Origin of the sequence: Pseudomonas sp. CM27, assembly GCF_013179515.1 — a bacterium.
Classification (GTDB): Bacteria; Pseudomonadota; Gammaproteobacteria; order Pseudomonadales; family Pseudomonadaceae; genus Aquipseudomonas.
This window is the reverse complement of sequence record NZ_JABMCN010000002.1, coordinates 1-21,112: the sequence shown is the minus strand read 5'-3', so window position 1 is coordinate 21,112 and position 21,112 is coordinate 1. Positions and strand designations below refer to the sequence as shown.

Sequence of the window (21,112 nt, the reverse complement as noted above, 5' to 3'; positions counted from 1 at the left end):
CAGGGCTTGAATCCTGTGCGGTCGGTGTGGGAGCTGGCTTGCCGGCGATGGGCTGCGCAGCAGCCCCGACTATCTAAAGCCTGAACCCACCCATCTGCCGCGCCAAGTCATCGGCCAAGCCACGCAAAGCCTGGCATTCCTCCCGGCACCCCTGCACTTCTGCGGCCGTTTCCCGCGCCAGGTCGGAAATCCCCTGCACCGTCCGGTTGATCTCCTCGGTCACCGCCGACTGCTCCTCGGTCGCCGTGGCCACCTGATGGTTCATGTCGCTGATGTGTTCCACCTGATCGGTAATCGCGCCCAGCGACGCCCCGGTGCGCTGGCTCGACTCCACCCCGCTGCCGGTCGCCTGCTGCCCCGCCTGCATCGAACTCACCGCCGAACCCGCACCCTGCTTCAAGCGCTGGATCATCTGCTGTACCTCATCAGTGGACAGCTGGGTGCGCCGGGCGAGGGTGCGTACCTCATCGGCCACCACGGCAAACCCACGGCCCATCTCGCCTGCACGCGCAGCCTCGATGGCAGCGTTCAACGCCAACAGGTTGGTCTGCTCGGAAATACTGCGAATTACCGCCAGAACTTCATCGATCGAAGCGACTTCATCGGCCAACTGGCTGACCGCATCGGCTGCTTTGCCAATATCGCCCGACATACCCTCGATACCACGGATCGAGCGCTGTACGACTTCACGCGCCTGCAACGCCTCATCCCGCGCCGACTGCGAAGCCTGCGCCGCGTCGCCGGCATTGCGGGCGATGTCCTGCACGGTCAGGCCCATTTCATGTACGGCGGTGGCGACCATTTCGGTCATTTCCTGCTGCCGCCCGGAACGCTCTGCGGTGTTGTCCACAACCTGAGTCACCTGCTCCACGGCACGGTGCAGCCGGTCAGAGGTACTCAACACTTCACTGATCAGGCCGCGCTGGCTGTCGAGGAAGCGGTTGAAACCACGGGCCAGGTCGCCCAGTTCATCCTGACGTGCATCATCCAGCCGGTGGCTGAGGTCACCCGCGCCGCTGCCGATCTGCACCAGCGCAGCGGTGACACGGCGTAACGGCCTCACCAGGCCACGGGCCAGAAGCACCACCAGCAGCAGCGACACCAAAGCCACGACACCACCGACCAGACTGGTCAGCCACACCGCCTGATGCATCTGTGCGTAGATTTCCGACTCCGGCACCTCGGCCACCAGGGTCCAGTCAAGATCGCGCAAAGGCAGGCCAAGCGCCAGGAAGGGCTCGCCATCTCGGCTGAAACGGCTACTGCGCAGGCCTTCACCGCCGGTCATCACGGCCTTGGCCGCATCCGCACCAAGCTGCTCGGTGAGTTGGCGCTTGCCGCTGAAGGCGTTGTCCGGGTGAACCTGGATCAAGCCATCGTTACGCACCAGAAAAACCTTGCCGTGCTCGCCGAAGCTGAAGTCGTGAATCAGCCTGGACAGCTCGGTCATCAGCAGACCCATGCCAGCCACGCCGACAAGCTGGCCGTTTTTTTCCACGCGGTAGTCGATGAACAGCGCCAGCTCACCGGTGGCACCGTCGATGTCGATGTTGATCAGGCGCTCGGCGCCGCTGTCGATGTAGCCATAGAACCACTTGTCTTTGGGGTTACTGCGGCTGAGGGTGCGATCCAGGCCGTTCTCGTTGTAGTAGTGACCGGTTCCGGTCGACACAAACAGCGTGGTGAAGGCGTGATTGCGCTGCTTGGCAGCTTGCAGGTATTCGAGAAAATGAGGGGCCTGGGCGGGGTCTTCACCGGTCGCAAGCCAGTCGCGCAGCAGGGTATTGCCGGCAATGTCCGCCGCCGCCGTGAGCGGCTGGCCGAGCATCCGCTCGATGTCGTTGCGGATAGCTTCGATGCTGGCCGGGAGCGCGGTGTCGACCAGGTAGCGCTCGGTAAGGCGGTTGAGCGCCACCGTGAAGATAATGACTACCACCAGGATGCTCGCCAGCAGGGCGGCGCCCATGCTGGTGATCAACTGCCACTGGATGCTTCTACGCCAGATACCCATGCCTACTCCCCTGCACATTATTGTTGTGCGGAAAGTGTATACACTTGCGTATCCAGTTAATCCAGTGATCCAAGACAATCAGGCGCGCCCTGTAGGAGCGGGTTCGGCGCACCGATGAACCCGCTCCCACAGGCGCCCCCGGCTATCGATCAGAACTCTGCGATGGTCCGAACGATGGCATCGACGGTAGCGTCGATCTGCGCCTGGGTGCGCTCAAGCGTCTTGCGGTGTTCATTCTGCAGGTCAACCTGCTTGGAACACAGGTTCAGAGCGGCCAGCACCAGCAGCTTGTCGCCGATCAAGGTCGGATACTGGCGCTTGGTTTCGTTCAAGGCGGTGTTGAGCATCCGCACCGCCTGGGCAAGCGTCTCTTCCTGGCCTTCGGGTGCCTTGATCGAATAATCGATGCCGAGGATCGACACCACATTGATCGGCTGCTCTTGCAGTCTCATGCGCCGACGACACCCGCGCTGGCACGCTCAACCAGAGCCTGGATGCGTGCAGCCGTAGCACCGTTCTTTTCTTCCTGCTCCATCAGCGACAGCTGCAGGGTTTCGTTTTCTTCCTTGGCCTGGGCCAGTTCCTGGCCAAGGGCGGAGTTCTGCTCGGTGAGTTGAGCGTTTTTCTGCATCAGGTCGCTGACCAGTTGCTCGATTTGATTCAGGGATGCTTCCAGCATGGGTCTATCTCAGGTTGTTGCGAGGGGCGCACACGATAAAGAAAAGTACGGCCCATCGCCATTAAATATCAGATTCATAAGGTGTCTAACCCGCAGATTGACAGGGTATCTGCCCCCTTGTTCCGATCTGGATCAACCGCCGGTCAGGAAAAAGATAGCCACCTCACAAAATTGACCCTGTCGCACTCAAGACTCACCGGTCACGACCGATAGCCCGGCAAGTCTTGTTTTGTCGCACTTTTGCGCACTCTTTCTCCCTTGCCTGGATCCTCCCTTCCATGTCTCTACGCAACATGAATATCGCCCCGCGCGCGTTGCTCGGCTTTGCGCTCATCGGCGTGCTGATGCTCGGCCTCGGTATCTTCTCGCTGATACAAATGGGCAACATTCGCCAGGCCGGCGTCGCCATCGAACAGGTCAGCGTGCCGAGTATCAAGATTCTCGACGAACTCACCGCGCTGAACCTGCGCATGCGCACCCTTTCCTACCGCCTGCTGCTCAACCGCGAGCCAGAGACCCAGCGCGATACCCTCAACCTGCTGGATCAGCGCAACACCCAGATCGACCGAGCGCGCCAGGCTTACCTGCCGATGATCGGTGCCGCCGACGAGCAGGCCGCGTTCGACCAGTACGGCCAATTGCTCAGCCAGTACCGCCAGCTGGAATCGCGCATGCGCAGCCTGAGCCAGGCCGACCGCCTTGATGAGCTGCGCGACCTGCTGAACCGCGACCTGCTGGCCAACTCCGAGCAGATCAACAAGGTCATGGACACCCTGGTGCGCATCAACACCGACCAGACCCGCGCCACCAACGCGAAAGCCGCCAGCCAGTATGCCGCCGCCTTCGCCCTGGTGATCGGGCTGCTGATTGCAGCCACGGTGCTGACCTTCCTTTGCGCATTCCTGCTGACGCGCAGCATCGTCAGGCCCATTGAAGAGGCACTGAAGTCGGCCGAACAGGTTGCCGACGGTGACCTGACCCACGTCATTCGCGCCGAAGGCACCGACGAAGCCGCCCGACTGCTGCGCGCCATGGCCCGCATGCAGGACAAGCTGCGCGACACCTTGCAACAGATCGCCGGTTCCGCCACCCAGTTGGCGTCGGCTGCCGAAGAGCTGAATGCAGTCACTGATGAAAGTGCCCGTGGCCTGCAACAACAGAACAACGAAATCGAACAGGCAGCCACTGCCGTTACGGAAATGACCAGTGCGGTGGAAGAAGTGGCACGTAATGCCGTAAGCACCTCCGAAGCGTCCAGTGAAGCCAGCCGCTCGACCGGTGACGGTCGTGACCTGGTGATGGAAACCGTGGGCGCCATCGACCGCATGAGTGGTGATGTGCAAGCCACTGCCAAGCTGATCACCCACCTGGCCGAGCAGTCGCGTGATATCGGCAAGGTGCTGGACGTGATCCGTGGCCTGGCCGATCAAACCAACCTGCTGGCGCTTAACGCTGCTATCGAAGCCGCGCGTGCGGGTGAGGCGGGCCGTGGTTTTGCCGTAGTGGCCGATGAAGTGCGGGCGCTGGCCCACCGTACCCAGCAGTCGACCAGCGAAATCGAGCGGATGATCGGCAGTATTCAGGGCGGTACGGAGGAAGCGGTGGAGTCGATGCGCACCAGCACCGAACGCGCCGAATCGACGCTGAACATCGCCCGTGGTGCGGGCATGGCGCTGGATACCATTGCCGGTGCCGTGGCGCAGATCAACGAGCGTAACCTGGTGATCGCCAGCGCGGCAGAAGAACAGGCCCAAGTGGCGCGGGAGGTGGACCGCAACCTGGTGAATATCAATGACCTGTCGGTGCAGAGTGCTACCGGGGCGCATCAGACCAGCGCGGCTAGCGCCGAGCTGTCGCGTCTGGCTGTTGACCTTAATGGTCTGGTAGCCCGTTTCCGTACCTGACTTCTAAAAGCCGGGGCCGCTTTGCGGCCCATCGCCGGCAAGCCAGCTCCCACACCGACCGCGCAACTCTCCTGGCTTGTGCAGTACCTGTGGGAGCCGCGCTTGTCGTGGCGACGAACCGCGTCGATGGGCTGCGAAGCAGCCCCAGCAACTTCAGATCAGTAATCGATCCGCACATCCCCTTTCGGCACACTGCAGCACGACAGGATGTAGCCCTCGGCTTCGTCCTCTTCGGTAATGCCGCCGTTGTGGTCCATTTCCACCTCGCCGCCCAGCTTCAGCACCTTGCACGTACCGCAAATGCCCATGCCGCACGCTTTCGGGATCATCAGCCCGACCTTGGCCGCCGCCGCATGCACGGTCTCGCCCGGGGCAATGCGAATGCTCTTCTCGCTGCCGATGAACTCCACCAGGTTCAGGTCGGAAACATCCAGCTCCGGCGCATCGGCCGCCTGCTCGGCATGCTCAACCGCATCGGCCTTGGCCTCCGCCGGGGTCGCACCGAACGATTCTTCGTGGTAATTCTTCATGTCGAAGCCAACCGCCTCGAGCATGCGCTTGACGGCGGTCATGTACGGCGTCGGGCCGCAGCAGAACACCACACGCTCCATGTAGTCCGGCGCGATCAGCTCCATCAACCGCTGGTTCAGGTAACCGCGATAGCCGGCCCACGGCTCGCCCAGCCCATGCTTCTCGCAAATGATGTGCAGGCTGAAGTTGGGAATGCGCGAGGCCATCTGTTCAAGCTCGCGGTGGTAGATGATGTCCTTCGGCGAACGCGCGCTGTGCACGAACACCATGTCGACATTGGCGTTGGTGTCGTAGAACCAGCGCGCCATCGACATGACCGGGGTGATACCGACACCACCGGACAGGTACAACGCCTTGCCGGCCGGGAAGTCGATGGCGTTGAACAACCCCACCGGGCCATGCACTGGCAGCTCGGCGCCCTCGTGCATGGTGTCGTGCAGGAAGTTGGACACCTGGCCGCCCGGCACGCGCTTGACGGTGATCGAGAAGCTGTAGGGCACCGACGGCGAACTGGAGATGGTGTACGAGCGCATCACCGGCTTGCCTTCGATTTCCAGCTCGAGGGTGACGAACTGCCCCGGCTTGAAGAAGAACATGATCGGCTGGTCTGCCATGAAGCAGAAGGTGCGCACGTCCCAGGTCTCCTGGATGACCTTGACGCAGCGCACGATGTGGCGGCCGTTGGCCCAGGTCTGGGTGGTGACCGGATTGAGGAAGGTATCGGACATGTTCATCTCCAGCGGCCGACTATGGCCCTTTTCATGGCTCCGATAATGCTCAACCCGTGAGCGACGTACATTCCTGCCAGCGACATCGGCGTGCTTATCGCGACCAGCCCCGCAATACAAGGGCTGGGGCGTCGTTATTCAAATCGGCCATGTCGTCCATGGATACGGTTCGCGGCGTCTTCGGACGCACACTCCACGGCAAAACAACTAGCTGCTTTTCAAGAGCAACCTTGCGGCACCACAACAACGATTAGCCACCTTTTGCCGGCCGCACACGGCCCCGAGGAATACACGATGGACGTCACCGCAACCCTGAGCCTGGGCGATCCACTGGAACCTGCACGCAAGGCCACCGCCGAGATGTTGCAGACCCGCGAGCGCACCTACTCGCTGCCCCAGCCTTTCTACACCGACGAGCGTCTGTTCCAGATCGACATGCAGGAGATCTTCCAGAAAGAATGGCTGATCGCCGGCATGACTTGCGAAATCCCGGCAAAAGGCAACTACATCACCCTGCAGATCGGCAAGAACCCGATCCTGGTGGTGCGCGGTGCCGAAGGCAAGGTGCATGCCTTCCACAACGTATGCCGCCACCGCGGTTCGCGGCTGTGCGTGAGCGACAAGGGCAAAGTGGCCAAGCTGGTCTGCCACTACCACCAGTGGACCTATGAGCTGGACGGCCGCCTGCTGTTCGCCGGCACCGAAATGGGCGCCGACTTCGACATGAAGGAGTACGGCCTGAAACCGGTACACGTGAAGGTTTCCGGCGGATACATCTTCATCAGCCTGGCGGAAAACCCGCCTGCCATCGACGAGTTCCTGGGCACCCTCGAGCACTACATGGAACCGTACGACATGGAGAACACCAAGGTGGCCGTGCACACCACCTTGATGGAAAAGGCCAACTGGAAACTGGTGCTGGAAAACAACCGCGAGTGCTACCACTGTAGCGGTTCGCACCCGGAACTGCTGCAAACCCTGCTGGAGTGGGACGACACCAACGACCCGCGCGCCAGCCAGGAATTCAAGGACCACGTGGCCAGCTCTGCCGCCGCCTGGGAAGCCGAGAAAATCCCTTACCTGCACAAAAGCCACGGCCTGCGTAACCGCATCGTGCGCATGCCGCTGCTCAAGGGCACCGTGTCGATGACCATGGACGGCAAGCAGGCCTGCCAGAAGCTGATGGGCCGCATCAAGAACCCGGACCTGGGTTCGATGCGCATCCTGCACCTGCCGCACTCGTGGAACCACTGCATGGGTGACCACATCATCGTCTTCACCGTGTGGCCGATCAGCGCCCAGGAAACCATGGTCACCACCAAGTGGCTGGTGCACAAGGATGCCGTGGAAGGCGTGGACTACGACCCTGAGCGCATGCGCAAAGTGTGGGACGCTACCAACGACCAGGACCGTCGCCTGGCGGAAGAGAACCAGCGCGGGATCAACTCTACCGCTTACCAGCCGGGCCCGTACTCGAAGACTTACGAGTTTGGTGTGGTCAACTTCATTGACTGGTATAGCCAGCGGGTTCTTGAGAACCTGGGGGCGGAGCCGGCACCTTATCTGAAGGAAGTGCAGGCGCAGTAATCAATGATGAACCGGGCAGGCAAGCGATTGGTTGCCCGGTTCTTGACTTCATGCATGAACGTTTGGCCGCACCGAGTCGCCACGAATCTTCTGCACAACATCCCAGCCTAACGTCAGCACCGGAGTGACTCCTGACAGAATTCCCACTGTTTCCATGACCACACCGGGTATCTCGGCCGGATTCTGCGTCAAGTAGGCCCCCACCTCAGTCGCGTGATGCTGGATGTTCAATGAACGCTCCGTGATACCGAGGCTTGTTGCCGCCGCCCCTATCACGACACTGTCGGTTACGGACGGCATCGATGGTCCCCCCTGCTCACTCCAGACAACAGCAGCGGCAGCAACTTTCAAAGTCCCCTTGTGAGTCTTGGCCCATACCTGGAATTGCTTGGCAAAAGAAATCGAAGAACCAGCCTCCCCCCTACGTTGAACGACCAGGTTGAACGCAGACAAGACGCCGTCGACAATATTCAGTGCACCTTCTAACAAACCGGTCAGGAAAATCGCATTAGGCATGGAGAATCCGCCATTGCGATCGACCCGATTAATTGGATCGCCTGTGCAATAGGTATAGGTATTGATCCCACCCATACCGAACGGGCTCAGCGCATCGGCACCATGGAATCTCATGAGTATCGGGTTATAGGTGCGATGGCCATTGCCAAGATGATAGTGGCCTGTCATTGAGTCGCGGTACTCTCCGCAGAATGCCAAGCGTGACCCAGATAGCCCATTAGAGGCGCCATATGCGGTGAAACCACGTGGATGGCCGTGCCGAATCATAGGCGAGTAGCCTCGATGGACCCTGTGGAGTTCCTTCTGACTTTTTTGAGCGCTGCAGCAGGTGATGGTGATGATGATGAATCCATGTTTATGTTAACCACTCCCGGATTGATATTGATCACGACAGATCCCGAAGCTTGCTGAGAAGGCGACACCTGTACCTGCTCACCCAACTGTGCATAACCGGTCATAAGACGCATATTCTGCCACGCTGCGTCTGCAGCCCCCCTGAAGCCGCCGGTCAGGTTGCTGGCGATTGTTACGGCAGACTTGGCAATGGAAGTTACGTTGCCAACACTCATCATGCCTAAAGCGACGGGTTGCAGCCTTTCCGAGCCAGTGAATAATAAAGTCGTTCCCGTCAGTACCAGCGCCGACTCAACCAAGAGTTGCCAATTGCCCCAAATTCCGGAGCGGTTCTGAATTCTGCTCGTCAACGCGGCAATATTCAGACCGGTATAGGCAGCAACTGTCGTCGCTCTGGTAACTTCGATGGAGGTCAGCACTTCCCAGAATCTACCTGATGGGTCGATTCTGTTGATGGGGTCTCCAGCACAGTAGGCATACTTATTGATTCCGCCCCGGCCGAAGGGGCTCAACCGATCGGGATTGAGAAAACGCATCAGAGAGGGGCTATAGAGCCTGTACCCGTTGCCAAGGTGGTAACAGGCCGTCACCTGGTCATGACGCTCGCTTGCGAACGCTGGCAGAGGACCAGGGCCAGATGGCGAGTGCCCATAACAGGTGTACGTCCTTTCAGAGGATCTTTGATCGCGTGATCCCGTATTCACCGAGCGCTGCGCATCTGTAATGAGTGAGGAGGCTCGCGTCATCTGTTAGTGCTCTGACACAGGATTTTGAAGACGACATTAACGCTGACCGACAGGTTCAGATACTGGTAAAACTGATAGGCCCACCAGCCCGATTTTTTCCTTCCATCGCCTACCTGCGCAGATCACGGCGTGGCTTGTACCCACAACTTATCCACATGTTTGTATGGTGCAGCGAGGGACAGCATCACAGTTCCAATGCATTCAGTCGCTAATGCTCATAATTTGCTCAATAGCTTCAAGCCCATGAGCCCCGGGCCTCACAGGCGAGCACGAACATGTTACCCACAGGCTGGCCAACAGCAATTGTGGGAAACCTGAAAAAGCACCACCGCTGACCGAGGGGGGATTGATTGTTTTTTGATCAAACCAATGAAGCCCGTAAACCACGCGGCCTCCAGCGAAGCACAAACACTTTATCCACACCTTGGCGAACAGATTCGGTGGGCAAAACAGAGGCGCACCCGACATTTGTGCCAGTATCGTGAAATGAAGAAAAGTGATGGGGTAATGACCACTACTTTGGCATTACTCAGAAGTGACTTATGCACAGCGCCAAGAGGGAACCGTAAAGTGGTTCGATGGAGGGCGGGGGATTGGGCTCCTAGGCGTTCAATGTGGCCAGCGGGCATCATTAGCCTGTCAGGGCCAATCACCGGCAAGCCAGCTCCCACAGGTATTGCACTGACCCCGGAGGCAGTGGTGACCCTGTGAGAGCTGGCTTGCCGGCGTTGAGGCCGGTACAAGTGTCAGCGGAGCACGCCCTCTTCCACCAACAGCTTGAGAATCGCCTCGGCGCCTTCCTGTGGAGAAACATCCTTCAGCACCTTGCCGCCGCCGCCACTGGCCTTGGCCGTCGCCGCCTTCATCCGGTCAGCACCGCTCTTGGCCTTGATCACCTTCAACCGCTTGGGCCGAGGACGGGCCGGTTGCAACTCGGCATCGGCCAACAGCTCGTCGTCGACTATGGCCACATTGCGCGCCGCCAGCACTCCCCGGCGTGCGGGGCCGAAGGCGCTCTGACGCGGTTTCGGCGCAGCGTTATCCACAGTCGCCAGCAACGGCAGGCGCACTTTCAACCGACGCCGCTGACCACGCGGCAGCGCCTGCAATACCTGGGCGGTGCCGTTGTCGATCGACTCCACCTCGGCCAACCCTACAATCAACGGCCAACCGAGTTTTTCAGCCAGCAGGAACGGCAACATGCCCGACCCCTCGCCCGTTTCCGCCTGGCTCCCGGTCAGCACCAGTTGCGCGCCGGCATCGCGCAGGTAATCGCCCAGCACACCCAGCACATCGGCGCCGGCCGGCTGCTCCAGCACATCCAGATGGTCCAGCCCCATGCCCAGGTAGGCACGCAGCGCCTCTTCCTGCGGGTCGCCGGCATGCACCACCTGCAAGTTATCCCCAGCCAGTTGCAAGCCCAGTTCGACGGCGCGAGCATCCTGCTCGGCGCGGCGAGCGCGACCGGAGCTTGGGTGGGCACCGATGGAAACCAGGCTGATCACTTTCGTACTCATGCTCGTGCCCTTATGCCGCGTCGCGCTGGCCGCCGCTGCGGTAGTTGTCCACAGCTTCGATCAGTGCCTTGAGAATCGCCGAGCTGTCGCCAATCACCGACAGGTCAGCCCGTTTGATCATGTCGCAGCCCGGGTCCATATTGATCGCCACCACCTTGTCGCAGGCGCCAATGCCCTGCAGGTGCTGGATCGCCCCCGAGATACCCACAGCCACGTAGACCCGCGCGGTCACCCAGGTACCGGTCGCACCCACCTGGCGGTTGCGCGGCATGAAGCCGTCGTCCACCGCCACCCGCGAGGCGCCTTCTGTGGCGCCCAGCGTCGCAGTCGCCTGGTGGTACAGGTCCCAGTCCTTGACCCCGTTGCCGCCCGAGACGATGAACTCGGCCTCGGCCATGGCAATGGTGGCCGGGTCCACGGCCACCGAACCAAGGTCTTCGATGCGCGACAGGCTGCGCGCCACGCTTGTGGACAACTCCACCGGCAAGGCTTCGTGACGGGTTTCGCTGACCGGTTCGGCGCACTCAGCCGCCGCCAGGATCAGACGCGGCACGGCGCGTTGCAGGTCTTGCTGGCCAGCGCCAGCGCGGCCTACGCACTGGCCATCCTTGACTTGCCATACCCGCGTGGCCGGGCGCTCGCCCAGCGCTGCGCCGAGGCGCCGGCCCAGTTCGCCGCCGCCGGTGCGGCTGTCTGGCAGCAACCAGTGGCGTGGCGTGAACTGGTTATCCACAGCCCGCAGGCCCTGTACCAGCTGCTCCGGTACATAACCTTCGAAGGCCTCCCCTTCGATGACCAACAGCCTGTCGACGCCGGCTGTGGAAAAGTTGTTTTCCTTGTGCTCGCCAAACACCACCGCCAGCACAGCACCGTCGCTGCCAGCCAGGCTGTGAGCCAGGCCCAGCAGGTCGCGGTCGTGGCTGCTCAGGCGGCCACCGACCATGTCCGGCACCACGGCAATGTAGAACGCCGGCTCCGGCACCTGGTGCAGCGGCAGCTTGACCTCGGTCGCCGCCGTACGCCGCCCGCCCACACCGGTGCCCTGCTGGGCGCCGCTGCGGTCGATGCGCTTGATGCCCGCGGGGCCGATAAAGCCTGCGGCAATCGCATGGGGGTTCTTGCGGATGAGGCCATTGGGCCCCATCCAGCTGGTCTGCTGTGTCTGCATGGCCGCGTGCAGCGGGTGCAGGCGGTTACGGGCGATCCACTCGGCGCGTGGGTCGCGGCGGATAATGTCGCTCATCAGTGCACCTCCGCAGGTTCACGTTTGGCCGTTTGCGGCTTTGCGGTGGCAGGCGCGTCCTCTTCGATCAGCACGTCAGCCACCAACTCTGCCAAGTCCTTGATCTGTGGGCGCGGTTCGACCACGCCTTCGAGCATCGCAGTGCACTGCGGGCAACCCACGGCCACCAGTTCGGCCTCGGTTTCGCGGATGTCGTCCATGCGCATGTCCGGAATCCGCTGCTTGCCGGGGATGTCAGTGATCGGCGCACCGCCGCCACCGCCGCAGCAGCGGGAACGGAAGCCCGAGCGCTGCATTTCGCGCACTTCGATACCGAGTGCCTTGAGGACTTCGCGCGGTGCTTCGTACTCGCCGTTGTAACGACCCAGGTAGCACGGGTCGTGGTAGGTGACACTGCCGCCCTTGTGCTGACCGAGGTTGAGTTTTTTCGCGGCGATCAGCTCGGCGATGTAGGTGCTGTGGTGCTGCACCTGGTAGTCACCGCCCAGCTCGCCGTACTCGTTCTTCAGCACGTGGAAGCTGTGCGGGTCACAGGTGACGATGCGCTGGAACTTGTACTTGGCCAGGGTCTGGATATTGCGCTTGGCCAGCTGCTGGAAGGTCGCTTCGTCGCCGAGGCGGCGTGCCACGTCGCCGCTGTCGCGCTCTTCCAGACCGAGCACGGCAAAGTCCACGCCCGAGGCCTTCAGCACCTTGACGAACGAGCGCAGGGTGCGCTGGTTACGCATGTCGAAGGCACCGTCACCCACCCAGAACAGCACCTCGGTGGTGTTCACCTCGGACAGCAGTTGCAGGTTGAGGTCGGCGGCCCAGTTCATCCGCCCGCCAGGGGCGAAGCCGCCGGGGTTGTCGGTGGCGATCAGGTTGTCCAGCACCTCGGCGCCCTTGTTCGGGGTCGCGCCTTTTTCCAGGGTGAGGTGGCGGCGCATGTCGACGATGGCATCGACGTGCTCGATCATCATCGGGCATTCCTCGACGCAGGCACGGCAGGTGGTGCACGACCACAGCGTTTCGGCGTCGACCAGGCCATTGACGATCGGCTGGTGCGGGTGCCCGCCGTGCTCGCCGACTGGCTTGCCCGGGTACGGGCTGCCGGCGAACTTGGCATCGGTGCCACCGGCCAGGCCGATGACCATGTCCTGGATGAGTTTTTTCGGGTTCAGCGGCTGGCCGGCGGCAAATGCCGGGCACATCGCTTCACATTTACCGCACTGCACGCAGGCATCGAAGCCCAGCAGCTGGTTCCAGGTGAAGTCCACCGGTTTTTCCACGCCCAGCGGCGCGTTCGGGTCTTCCAGGTCCAGCGGTTTCAGGCCGGTGGAACGGCCACCGCCGAAGCGCTCGGCGCGGCGGTGCCAGGCCAGGTGCAGGGCACCGGCGAAGGCGTGTTTCATCGGGCCGCCCCAGGTCATGCCGAAGAACAGCTCCGACACGCCCCACAGCACGCCCAGGCCAAGGATACCGACCATGACCCAGCCGCCGGTGTTCGCGGGCAGGATGCCGGCGACCGGCAAGGTGGCAATGAAGAAGCTCACGGCGAATGCCAGCAGGCTTTTCGGCAAGCGCATCCATGGGCCCTTGGACAGGCGCGAGGGCGGGTTGAGGCGGCGCTTGAAGACGAACAAGGCACCGGTGAACATGATTAGCGTGGCCACCAGTAACGCGTAGCCAAGAATCTTGCTCTGCAGGCCGAAGCCATGCACCAGGATCGCCAGCGCGGCCGACAGCACGAAGCCACCGGCAGTGGCCACGTGGGTGTTGGACATGTACTTGTCGCGCTCGACCACATGGTGCAGGTCCACCAGGTAACGGCGCGGCATGGCCAGCAGGCCGCCGATCAGATCGACCTTGGCGGCCCGGCCACGACGCCACATGCGCACCCGGCGCAGGGCGCCGAGCACTGCCAGGCCAAGGGCAGCGAACAGCAGGATGGGTAGAAGGGTGTTCAACATGGGAGGCTCCCACAACAGCTGGATTCTTGCACCACTCTGAAGCTGGGATTGGCCCCTGTGGGAGCGGGTTTACCCGCGAATGCGCCCGGTCAGGCAACGGCGTTGTCAGCGCTGACGCATTCGCGGGTGAACCCGCTCCCACAGGGACCACGCCCGGTGGCGACGATTTGTTTCGATCAGAAGTCCTTGCACAGGCGCAAGGCGTCGTAGATCGCCGCATGCACGTTGCGCTGGGCCACGCAGTCGCCGATGCGGTACAGCAGGTAGCCTTCGCCCGGCTGGCTGAGGATCGGCTGTGGCTGGATGGCAAACAGCGCCTCCACGTCGATCTGGCCCTTGTTGCGCGAACCTTCCTTCAGTGCGTAATACAGCTCTTCGTCAGGACGCACGCCGTTTTCCACCACTACCTGGTCGACCACGCGTTCTTCCTTGGCGCCGGTGTATTCGTTCTCCAGCACCGCCACCAGCTTGTCGCCTTCGCGGTAGACCTTTTCCAGCATCATGTCGCCGGTCATGATCACTTCTTTCGGGTACATGCTGCGGTAGTAGGTGGGGAAGGTGGTACCGCCCATGGCCACGCCCGGCTTGATATCGTCGGTGACGATCTCCACCTGGCTGCCCTTGTCGGCGATGTAGTCCGCCGCCGACATGCCGGTGAATTCGCAGATGGTGTCGTACACCAGCACGTTCTTGCCCGGTGCCACCTTGCCGTCGAGGACGTCCCAGCTGCTGACCACCAGCCCTTCGGCTGCGCCCCAGTGCTCGTTCTGCTCGACGAATGGATGGCCGCCCACCGCCAGCACGATGACATCCGGGCGCAGGTCCTGGATGGCGTCCACGCTGGCTGCCGTACCCAGGCGCAGGTCAACTTTCAGCCGCGCAAGTTCCAGTTGGTACCAACGGGTGATGCCGGCAATCTGGTCGCGCTGCGGCGCCTTGGCGGCAATGGTGATCTGCCCGCCGATCTGGTCTTTCTTCTCGAACAGGGTCACGTCGTGGCCACGTTCGGCGGCCACACGGGCCGCTTCCATGCCGGCAGGGCCTGCCCCCACCACCACGACCTTGCGTTTGACGCCGGTGGTCTTCTCGATGATGTGCGGCACACCCATGTATTCACGGGAGGTGGCGGCGTTCTGGATGCACAGCACATCCAGGCCCTGGTACTGACGGTCGATGCAGTAGTTGGCACCGACGCACTGCTTGATCTGGTCGATCTGGCCCATCTTGATCTTGGCGATCAAGTGCGGGTCAGCCATGTGCGCGCGGGTCATGCCGACCATGTCGACGTAGCCGCCTTCGAGGATGCGCGTGGCCTGGTTCGGGTCCTTGATGTTCTGCGCGTGCAGCACCGGGATCTTGACCACTTCCTTGATACCGGCCGCCAGGTGCAGGAACGGCTCCGGCGGGTAGCTCATGTTGGGGATGACGTTGGCCAGGGTGTTGTGGGTGTCGCAGCCCGAGCCGACCACACCAAGGAAGTCGAGCATACCGGTGGCGTCGTAGTACGCGGCGATCTGCTTCATGTCCTCGTGGCTGAGGCCATCGGGGTGGAACTCGTCGCCACAGATACGCATGCCCACGCAGAAGTCGTCACCGACCTCGGCACGCACGGCTTTAAGCACTTCCAGGCCGAACTTCATGCGGCCTTCGAAGCTGCCGCCCCATTCGTCGGTACGCTTGTTGACCCGCGGGCTCCAGAACTGGTCGATCATGTGCTGGTGCACGGCCGACAGCTCCACGCCGTCCAGGCCACCTTCCTTGGCCCGCCGCGCAGCCTGCGCGTAGTTGCCGATCACCCGCCAGATCTCTTCCACCTCGATGGTCTTGCAGGTGGCGCGGTGGACCGGTTCACGGATGCCCGACGGCGACATCAGGGTCGGCCAGTTGAAGCCGTCCCAGCGCGAGCGACGGCCCATGTGGGTAATCTGGATCATGATCTTGGCGCCATGCTTGTGCATGGCGTCGGCCAGGTTCTGGAAGTGCGGGATGATGCGGTCGGTCGACAGGTTGACCGACGCCCACCATTCCTGCGGGCTGTCGATGGCCACCACCGACGAGCCGCCGCAGATCGCCAGGCCGATGCCGCCCTTGGCCTTTTCTTCGTAGTACTTCACGTAGCGGTCGGTCGTCATGCCGCCGTCAGTGGCGTAGACCTCGGCGTGCGCGGTGCTGAGCACACGGTTGCGGATGGTCAGCTTGCCGATCTGAATCGGCTGGAACATTGCTTCGAATGCCATGACGCTATCTCCGGCTTACAACGGCTTTGTAACGAACAGGCCATCTTCGTGGCCTTCTTCTGACCCGCCGTAGACCTGTTCGGCCACGGTGCGGATCGAGCTGCCGCGGGCAGCGAGAATCTGGTCCATTGCGCCGGCGAACCAGCCGGTGAACATGTAGTCGACCTTGCGGCCGACCTTGCCGTACACGTACACGAACGCGGAATGCTTGAGCTTGACGCTGCAGGTGCCTTTGTCCAGGTCGATGTCCTGGATTTCGAACAAGCCCCAGCCACGCTGGCTCAGGCGCTTCATGTAGTGCTCGAACACCGCCACACCTTCCAGGCCATGGCACTCGGCTTCTTTTTCACACCAGTGCCAGGCCGACTTGTAGCCGGCCTTGTAGAGGATCTCGGCATAGGCGTCGGCGCCCAGCACTTCCTCGATGCCGATGTGGTTGTTGACGAAGAAATGGCGCGGCACATACAGCATCGGCAAGGCGTCGCTGGTCCAGACACCGGTTTCGCTGTCGACTTCGATTGGCAATTGCGGGGCGATCTTGGCCATGGAAACTCAACTCCATAAAATTTTTGTTTGGGTGCCCCGGCGTTGCTGGCAGGGGCTTCAGGCTTGGAGAGCGGCTTACTCGCCCCACACGTCCTTGAGGACGTTGACCCAGTTCTCGCCCATGATCTTGCGCACCACGCGTTCGGAGTGGCCGCGCTTGAGCAAGGTCTCGGTGAGGTTGGGGAATTCGCCCACGGTGCGGATGCCCAGCGGGTTGATGATCTTGCCGAAGCTGGTCAGGCGGCGGGCGTAGCCCTTGTCGTGGGTCAGGTACTCGAAGAAGTCCTGGCCGTGGCCCTGGGTAAAGTCGGTACCGATACCGATAGCGTCTTCGCCGACGATATTCATGGTGTACTCGATGGCTTCGGCGTAGTCGTCGATGGTCGAATCGATGCCCTTGGCCAGGAATGGCGCGAACATGGTCACGCCGACGAAGCCGCCATGATCGGCGATGAACTTGAGCTCTTCGTCCGACTTGTTGCGCGGGTGCTCTTTAAGGCCCGACGGCAGGCAGTGCGAGTAGCACACCGGCTTTTTCGATTCGAGGATGACTTCTTCGGAAGTTTTCGAGCCGACGTGAGACAGGTCGCACATGATGCCGACACGGTTCATTTCCGCCACGATCTCGCGGCCGAAGCCCGACAGCCCGCCATCACGCTCGTAGCAACCGGTGCCCACCAGATTCTGGGTGTTGTAGCACATCTGCACGATGCCCACGCCCAGCTGCTTGAACACGTCGACGTAGGCGATCTGGTCTTCGAAGGCATGGGCGTTCTGGAAGCCGAACAGGATGCCGGTCTTGCCCAGCTCCTTGGCCTTGCGAATGTCGGCGGTGGTGCGCACCGGCATGACCAGGTCGCTGTTGTCGCGGATCAGCTTCTGGCTGGCGGCGATCTGGTCGACGGTAGCCTTGAAACCTTCCCAGACCGACACCGTGCAGTTGGCCGCAGTCAGCCCGCCTTTGCGCATGTCCTCGAACAGCTCACGGTTCCATTTGGCAATGATCAGGCCGTCGATGACGATGCTGTCGGCGTGAAGTTCGGCTGGGCTCATCAGGCTGTCCCCTTTTGTTGATTTGGGCCGCGCCGAATCTTCTGCCGGCGCTTTGGGGCCAGCATATGCCTGTGCCCAAAGGCGCCCCGATGCAAAAACGACAGGGGGTTTGCCGAAAGCGTCAATGCGCGACATCGCGCCCTCTGGCATGCTGCCTGGCGATGAGAGACAGTCTCGATAACGACATATCCGGCCGTTTCATGAACATTTCGTCAGGGACCTACCACCTTGCCGTAAGCTGAGCGAGAATCCCTGCCATTCGTCAGCCTGTTGAGGAGAAAGCGGATGAGATCAATGGCATGGCTGGTATTGATGACAGTCGTATCGGGCGCCCAGGCCGGCGAGGAAGAAAGCACCCCGTGCGACAACGTCGACACCGACCAGCAGTCCTACGCCTGCGCTGCGTTCAACAAGCAGACCGCCGAGCGCGAGTTGAAAGCGGCCTATGACGACCTGATCCAGCGCATCCGCGACCAGTACGCCGACGAGGGTGACCAGACCACGGCCCTGATCGCGCGTCTGGATGCGGCAGAGCAGCTGTGGACGCAGCTGCGCGATGCCGACTGCAAGGTCGAGACCTATGCCGAGAAGCCCGGCAGCAAAGCGTTCCAGGCGGCGTGGGACACCTGCGTGGCGCAGCGCAGTGATGACCGCTCGGAGTATTTGCAGGCGATTGGGCAGCAATAGACACGTTACCCCGTTAGGAAAAGCTTGCAACTTATCTGACTTGGCAATCCGAAACACAGTGCACGCCAGACGCCTCAGCCGAGGCGTCGCACTGTACTGAAGGAAACCAAGACATGACTTCCAACATCAGCAAAACCGACATGGACAGCGCCATTGCCGCGCTGAAGAAAGAAGGCGAAGAACGCGCTGTAATGGTCGCCAACACCGTCTGCATTTTCGCCCCGGATGTACCGGCCACAGTTGCCGAAGACGTGCTGGATGGCATGCGCCTGATGAACCTGTCGGCAAACAAGAAGTTCGACAAAGAAACCCAGCAGCGCGAATGGTACAACTTCTACAACGATGGCCTGGGCAAATTCGGCTGGACACTGACCGGCGCCGCTCACGTCGAAGAGGCGCTGGACAAGGACACTCACACGCTGGCAACCCTGGCCCCTGAAATTGTCACCGTCCAGATCGGCCATAACCATCGTCTGAGCCGCTGTGTCAGACGCTCTTTCGAAGTGATCGTGAAAACGCCAAAGGCACAGCAACTGCTTGAAGAAAGCAGCGTGAGCGTTTCGGGTAAATCCAGCACCGTGCAGATTTCGGCCTGCGAAATGACGCCACAGGGCCTGCCGATCATGCACATGACCAGTGTTCAGTTGAGCTATGACAAAGCCGAGAAGGCCGCAGGCTCGTCCGGCCGCATCCTCGACAAATCGAACACCCGTGTCTACCGAGCCTCGCAACAAGGTTCGTTCAGTGTTCGCCACTTCGGTGCCATGCGCGAAGCCGTCAGGTTGAAGCTGGCCAGTCAAGCGGCCGACATCCTGGCACTGGACATCTAAGCCAGATTTGGCGCCGCCTGCGGCGCCATCTTCGGGTATTTACATACACACAATGGCCTGAACCATGCCCGCATCACCTGCCCCCCAACACCTCGAAGACCTTCACGACTGCCTGCGCCTGGCACAAATGGATGCCAACCTGGCCCACGACCGTCAGCAACACGGCCAGCAGTGGTTCAGCTTTTTTCTGAAAACCCTGGAAGACTGCGGTGTCGAACTGTTCGAACGAACAACCAAGAGCTTCAACTGCACCCCAACGGATGCTGTGTTTGAGGAGGTCTTCGCCGGCTGGATTCCACCACCTCAGAGCCGCAACCAAAGCTTCAGGCGGGTGGCAAGCGATGTGCTCAACGGCTTGCGGCAGCCTGACCTTGCACTCCTGTGCAGTACATCAACCAGCTCGCATATGCGCATCGGTTTTGACCATGATGACCCTGACAGCCCGGTGGCGCTTGTATTCCACCTGTGGTGTACGACTGCTGCAGACACCCCACGAACGCGCCTGACCCTGCACCTGGATCACTTGGGTGCCAGACTCTTGCCCCAGGCCTTCGAGGTCCAGCGCGTACGCATCGAGGCCCGGCTCAGGGCACTGTCAGACCTCGATCAGATCTGATCAGCCAACTGAGGCTTGAGTGCCTGTCGCTCTGCCCTCGGGCAATGGCCGAAACGCCGTTTGTAGCAGCGCGTGAAGTACGACGGCAGCTCGAAACCGCACGCCACGCTGACCTGTGTGATGCTCATCTGCGTCTGGCACAGCAGCTGCCGCGCCTTGTCCAGACGCAAGCCAAGGTAAAACCCACTCGGCGTGTCATTCAGATACAAACGAAACAAGCGCTCCAATTGACGCCGGGTCACCTTGGCGCGGGCTGCCAGCTCCAATGTGCTCAGCGGTGGCTCGGTATGCTTTTCCATTTCACCGATCACCTGCACCAGCTTGCGGTTGCTGATGCCATAACGAGAGGCAATCTGCATCCGCTGGTGATCCTGACGTGGCCGGATGCGACCGAGCACGAACTGCTCCGACACCTGCACCGCCAGCTCGCCGCCGTGGGCCTGGGCAATCAGGTCGAGCATCAGGTCGATCGAAGCCGTGCCACCGGCACAGGTAATGCGCCGTCGGTCGATTTCGAACAACTCCTGGGTCACCTGCAGGCCCGGGTAGTTTTCCTTGAACGCCTCCAGCGCTTCCCAGTGCACGGTGGCGCGGTGGCCGTCGAGCAGGCCGGCCTCGGCCAGTACCACCGCGCCGGTATCGATGCCACCCAGAATCACCCCGTCATGGTCCAGCCGGCGCAACGCCTGCTGCAGCGCCGGCCCATAGCAGGCCAGCGGCTCGAAGCCGGCCACGATCAGCAGGATGCCACCCGGATCGGCTGCGGCCAGCGCCGCGTCGGCGTTCACCGACATGCCATTGCTGGCCTGCACCGCGCCGCCATCCAGGCTCAGCACCTGCCAGCGGTACGACGGCCCCTTGAACCGGTTGGCCACGCGCAGAGGTTCCAGGGCACTGATGAAGCCCATGGCGGAGAACCCGGGCAGCAGCAGGAAATGAATGATTTGCGGCATTGAATGCTCCACGGCAAAGGTGGTCGCCTCCGTGCAAGTGTTGGTCGCCAGGGTGCGATTTTTCACCCTGCCAGCAGCGTAGCGTGTTCACACGATCCACAGAGATCGAAACCCATAACAATATGCACTGCCGATGGAGAGCCACCATGCACAGCTTGATCCGCCGCAGCCTGTTGACCCTTGCCCTGAGCAGCATCGCCACCTCACCGCTTTTTGCCGCAGAGCCTGCGGCCTGCAAGAACGTGCGCCTGGGGGTGGTCAACTGGACCGACGTCATTGCCACCAGCGCCATGGCCCAGGTGCTGCTCGACGGCCTGGGCTACCAGACCAAACAGACCAGCGCTTCGCAGCAGATCATCTTTGCCGGTATCCGCGACAAACGCCTGGACATGTTCCTGGGTTACTGGAACCCGATCATGACC

19 protein-coding genes and 1 pseudogene are annotated in these 21,112 nt (G+C 61.6%); 6 read left to right on the top strand and 14 right to left on the bottom strand.

Going from position 1 to position 21,112, the window contains the following annotated elements; genetic code table 11:
• Positions 1–73: 73 nt before the first annotated feature.
• The 4 genes and pseudogenes from HP547_RS29865 to HP547_RS00605 form a co-directional block, all read right to left on the bottom strand.
• Positions 74–802, bottom strand: coding sequence for a methyl-accepting chemotaxis protein (locus tag HP547_RS29865; RefSeq protein ID WP_371257959.1), 729 nt, complete (start codon positions 800–802; stop codon positions 74–76).
• 135 nt (positions 803–937) lie between these two features.
• Positions 938–1,966, bottom strand: a pseudogene (locus tag HP547_RS29860) (cache domain-containing protein); the annotation flags it as partial.
• Positions 1,967–2,160: 194 nt separating this feature from the next.
• The gene (locus HP547_RS00610) at positions 2,161–2,463 is read right to left on the bottom strand and encodes a cell division protein ZapA (protein ID WP_172285254.1); all 303 of its coding nucleotides are present in this window, start codon (positions 2,461–2,463) and stop codon (positions 2,161–2,163) included.
• The gene (locus HP547_RS00605; RefSeq protein ID WP_172221455.1) at positions 2,460–2,690 is read right to left on the bottom strand and encodes a hypothetical protein; all 231 of its coding nucleotides are present in this window, start codon (positions 2,688–2,690) and stop codon (positions 2,460–2,462) included. Before HP547_RS00605 ends, HP547_RS00610 begins: the two co-directional genes overlap by 4 nt.
• 278 nt (positions 2,691–2,968) lie before the next feature.
• Between HP547_RS00605 and HP547_RS00600 the strand changes: the two genes are divergently transcribed.
• The gene (locus HP547_RS00600; RefSeq protein WP_172285253.1) at positions 2,969–4,594 is read left to right on the top strand and encodes a methyl-accepting chemotaxis protein; all 1,626 of its coding nucleotides are present in this window, start codon (positions 2,969–2,971) and stop codon (positions 4,592–4,594) included.
• A 158-nt stretch (positions 4,595–4,752) separates the two neighbouring features.
• Here the strand turns inward: HP547_RS00600 and gbcB are convergent, their stop codons facing one another.
• The gene (gbcB, locus tag HP547_RS00595; protein ID WP_172221449.1) at positions 4,753–5,853 is read right to left on the bottom strand and encodes a glycine-betaine demethylase subunit GbcB; all 1,101 of its coding nucleotides are present in this window, start codon (positions 5,851–5,853) and stop codon (positions 4,753–4,755) included.
• Positions 5,854–6,147: 294 nt separating this feature from the next.
• On the opposite strand from gbcB, the gene gbcA reads away from it, so the two are divergent.
• A complete protein-coding gene (gbcA, locus tag HP547_RS00590; RefSeq protein WP_172285252.1) occupies positions 6,148–7,440 on the top strand; it encodes a glycine-betaine demethylase subunit GbcA in 1,293 nt (430 codons plus the stop codon).
• Positions 7,441–7,488: 48 nt separating this feature from the next.
• On the opposite strand, the gene HP547_RS29855 is transcribed toward gbcA, so the two are convergent.
• The 8 genes from HP547_RS29855 to HP547_RS00550 form a co-directional block, all read right to left on the bottom strand.
• Positions 7,489–8,223 (bottom strand): RHS repeat-associated core domain-containing protein, encoded by a 735-nt coding sequence (locus HP547_RS29855; RefSeq protein WP_172285251.1) that lies wholly within the window; start codon positions 8,221–8,223, stop codon positions 7,489–7,491.
• On the bottom strand, positions 8,220–9,014 hold the full coding sequence (locus tag HP547_RS29850; RefSeq protein WP_372242843.1) for an RHS repeat-associated core domain-containing protein: 795 nt from the start codon (positions 9,012–9,014) through the stop codon (positions 8,220–8,222). The genes HP547_RS29855 and HP547_RS29850 overlap by 4 nt, the downstream gene beginning before the upstream one ends.
• A gap of 788 nt (positions 9,015–9,802) precedes the next feature.
• Positions 9,803–10,573, bottom strand: coding sequence for an electron transfer flavoprotein subunit beta (locus HP547_RS00575; protein ID WP_172227241.1), 771 nt, complete (start codon positions 10,571–10,573; stop codon positions 9,803–9,805).
• Positions 10,574–10,583: 10 nt separating this feature from the next.
• Positions 10,584–11,816, bottom strand: a complete 1,233-nt coding sequence (locus HP547_RS00570) for an electron transfer flavoprotein subunit alpha/FixB family protein (RefSeq protein WP_172285249.1) — start codon at positions 11,814–11,816, stop codon at positions 10,584–10,586.
• Positions 11,816–13,768 (bottom strand): dimethylglycine demethylation protein DgcB, encoded by a 1,953-nt coding sequence (dgcB, locus tag HP547_RS00565; RefSeq protein ID WP_172285248.1) that lies wholly within the window; start codon positions 13,766–13,768, stop codon positions 11,816–11,818. The genes HP547_RS00570 and dgcB overlap by 1 nt, the downstream gene beginning before the upstream one ends.
• A gap of 176 nt (positions 13,769–13,944) precedes the next feature.
• A complete protein-coding gene (gene dgcA / locus HP547_RS00560; protein ID WP_172285247.1) occupies positions 13,945–16,005 on the bottom strand; it encodes a dimethylglycine demethylation protein DgcA in 2,061 nt (686 codons plus the stop codon).
• 15 nt (positions 16,006–16,020) lie between these two features.
• Positions 16,021–16,551: a DUF5943 domain-containing protein gene (locus tag HP547_RS00555; protein ID WP_016497619.1), complete on the bottom strand. Its 531-nt coding sequence runs from the start codon at positions 16,549–16,551 to the stop codon at positions 16,021–16,023.
• Between the two features lie 75 nt (positions 16,552–16,626).
• Positions 16,627–17,604, bottom strand: a complete 978-nt coding sequence (locus HP547_RS00550) for a dipeptidase (protein WP_172227248.1) — start codon at positions 17,602–17,604, stop codon at positions 16,627–16,629.
• A gap of 285 nt (positions 17,605–17,889) precedes the next feature.
• On the opposite strand from HP547_RS00550, the gene HP547_RS00545 reads away from it, so the two are divergent.
• The 3 genes from HP547_RS00545 (at position 17,890) to HP547_RS00535 (ending at position 19,737) form a co-directional block, all read left to right on the top strand.
• The gene (locus HP547_RS00545) at positions 17,890–18,291 is read left to right on the top strand and encodes a lysozyme inhibitor LprI family protein (protein ID WP_172285246.1); all 402 of its coding nucleotides are present in this window, start codon (positions 17,890–17,892) and stop codon (positions 18,289–18,291) included.
• A gap of 113 nt (positions 18,292–18,404) precedes the next feature.
• Positions 18,405–19,121, top strand: coding sequence for a hypothetical protein (locus HP547_RS00540; RefSeq protein ID WP_256676230.1), 717 nt, complete (start codon positions 18,405–18,407; stop codon positions 19,119–19,121).
• Positions 19,122–19,185: 64 nt separating this feature from the next.
• On the top strand, positions 19,186–19,737 hold the full coding sequence (locus HP547_RS00535; protein WP_172285245.1) for a hypothetical protein: 552 nt from the start codon (positions 19,186–19,188) through the stop codon (positions 19,735–19,737).
• On the opposite strand, the gene HP547_RS00530 is transcribed toward HP547_RS00535, so the two are convergent.
• Entirely contained in the window at positions 19,728–20,690 is a 963-nt protein-coding gene (locus HP547_RS00530; RefSeq protein ID WP_172227254.1) for a GlxA family transcriptional regulator, read from the bottom strand. The two genes, HP547_RS00535 and HP547_RS00530, sit on opposite strands and share 10 nt — an antisense overlap.
• Positions 20,691–20,836: 146 nt before the next feature.
• On the opposite strand from HP547_RS00530, the gene HP547_RS00525 reads away from it, so the two are divergent.
• A partial coding sequence (locus tag HP547_RS00525; protein WP_306139517.1) for a glycine betaine ABC transporter substrate-binding protein occupies positions 20,837–21,112 on the top strand: 276 nt, incomplete at its 3' end.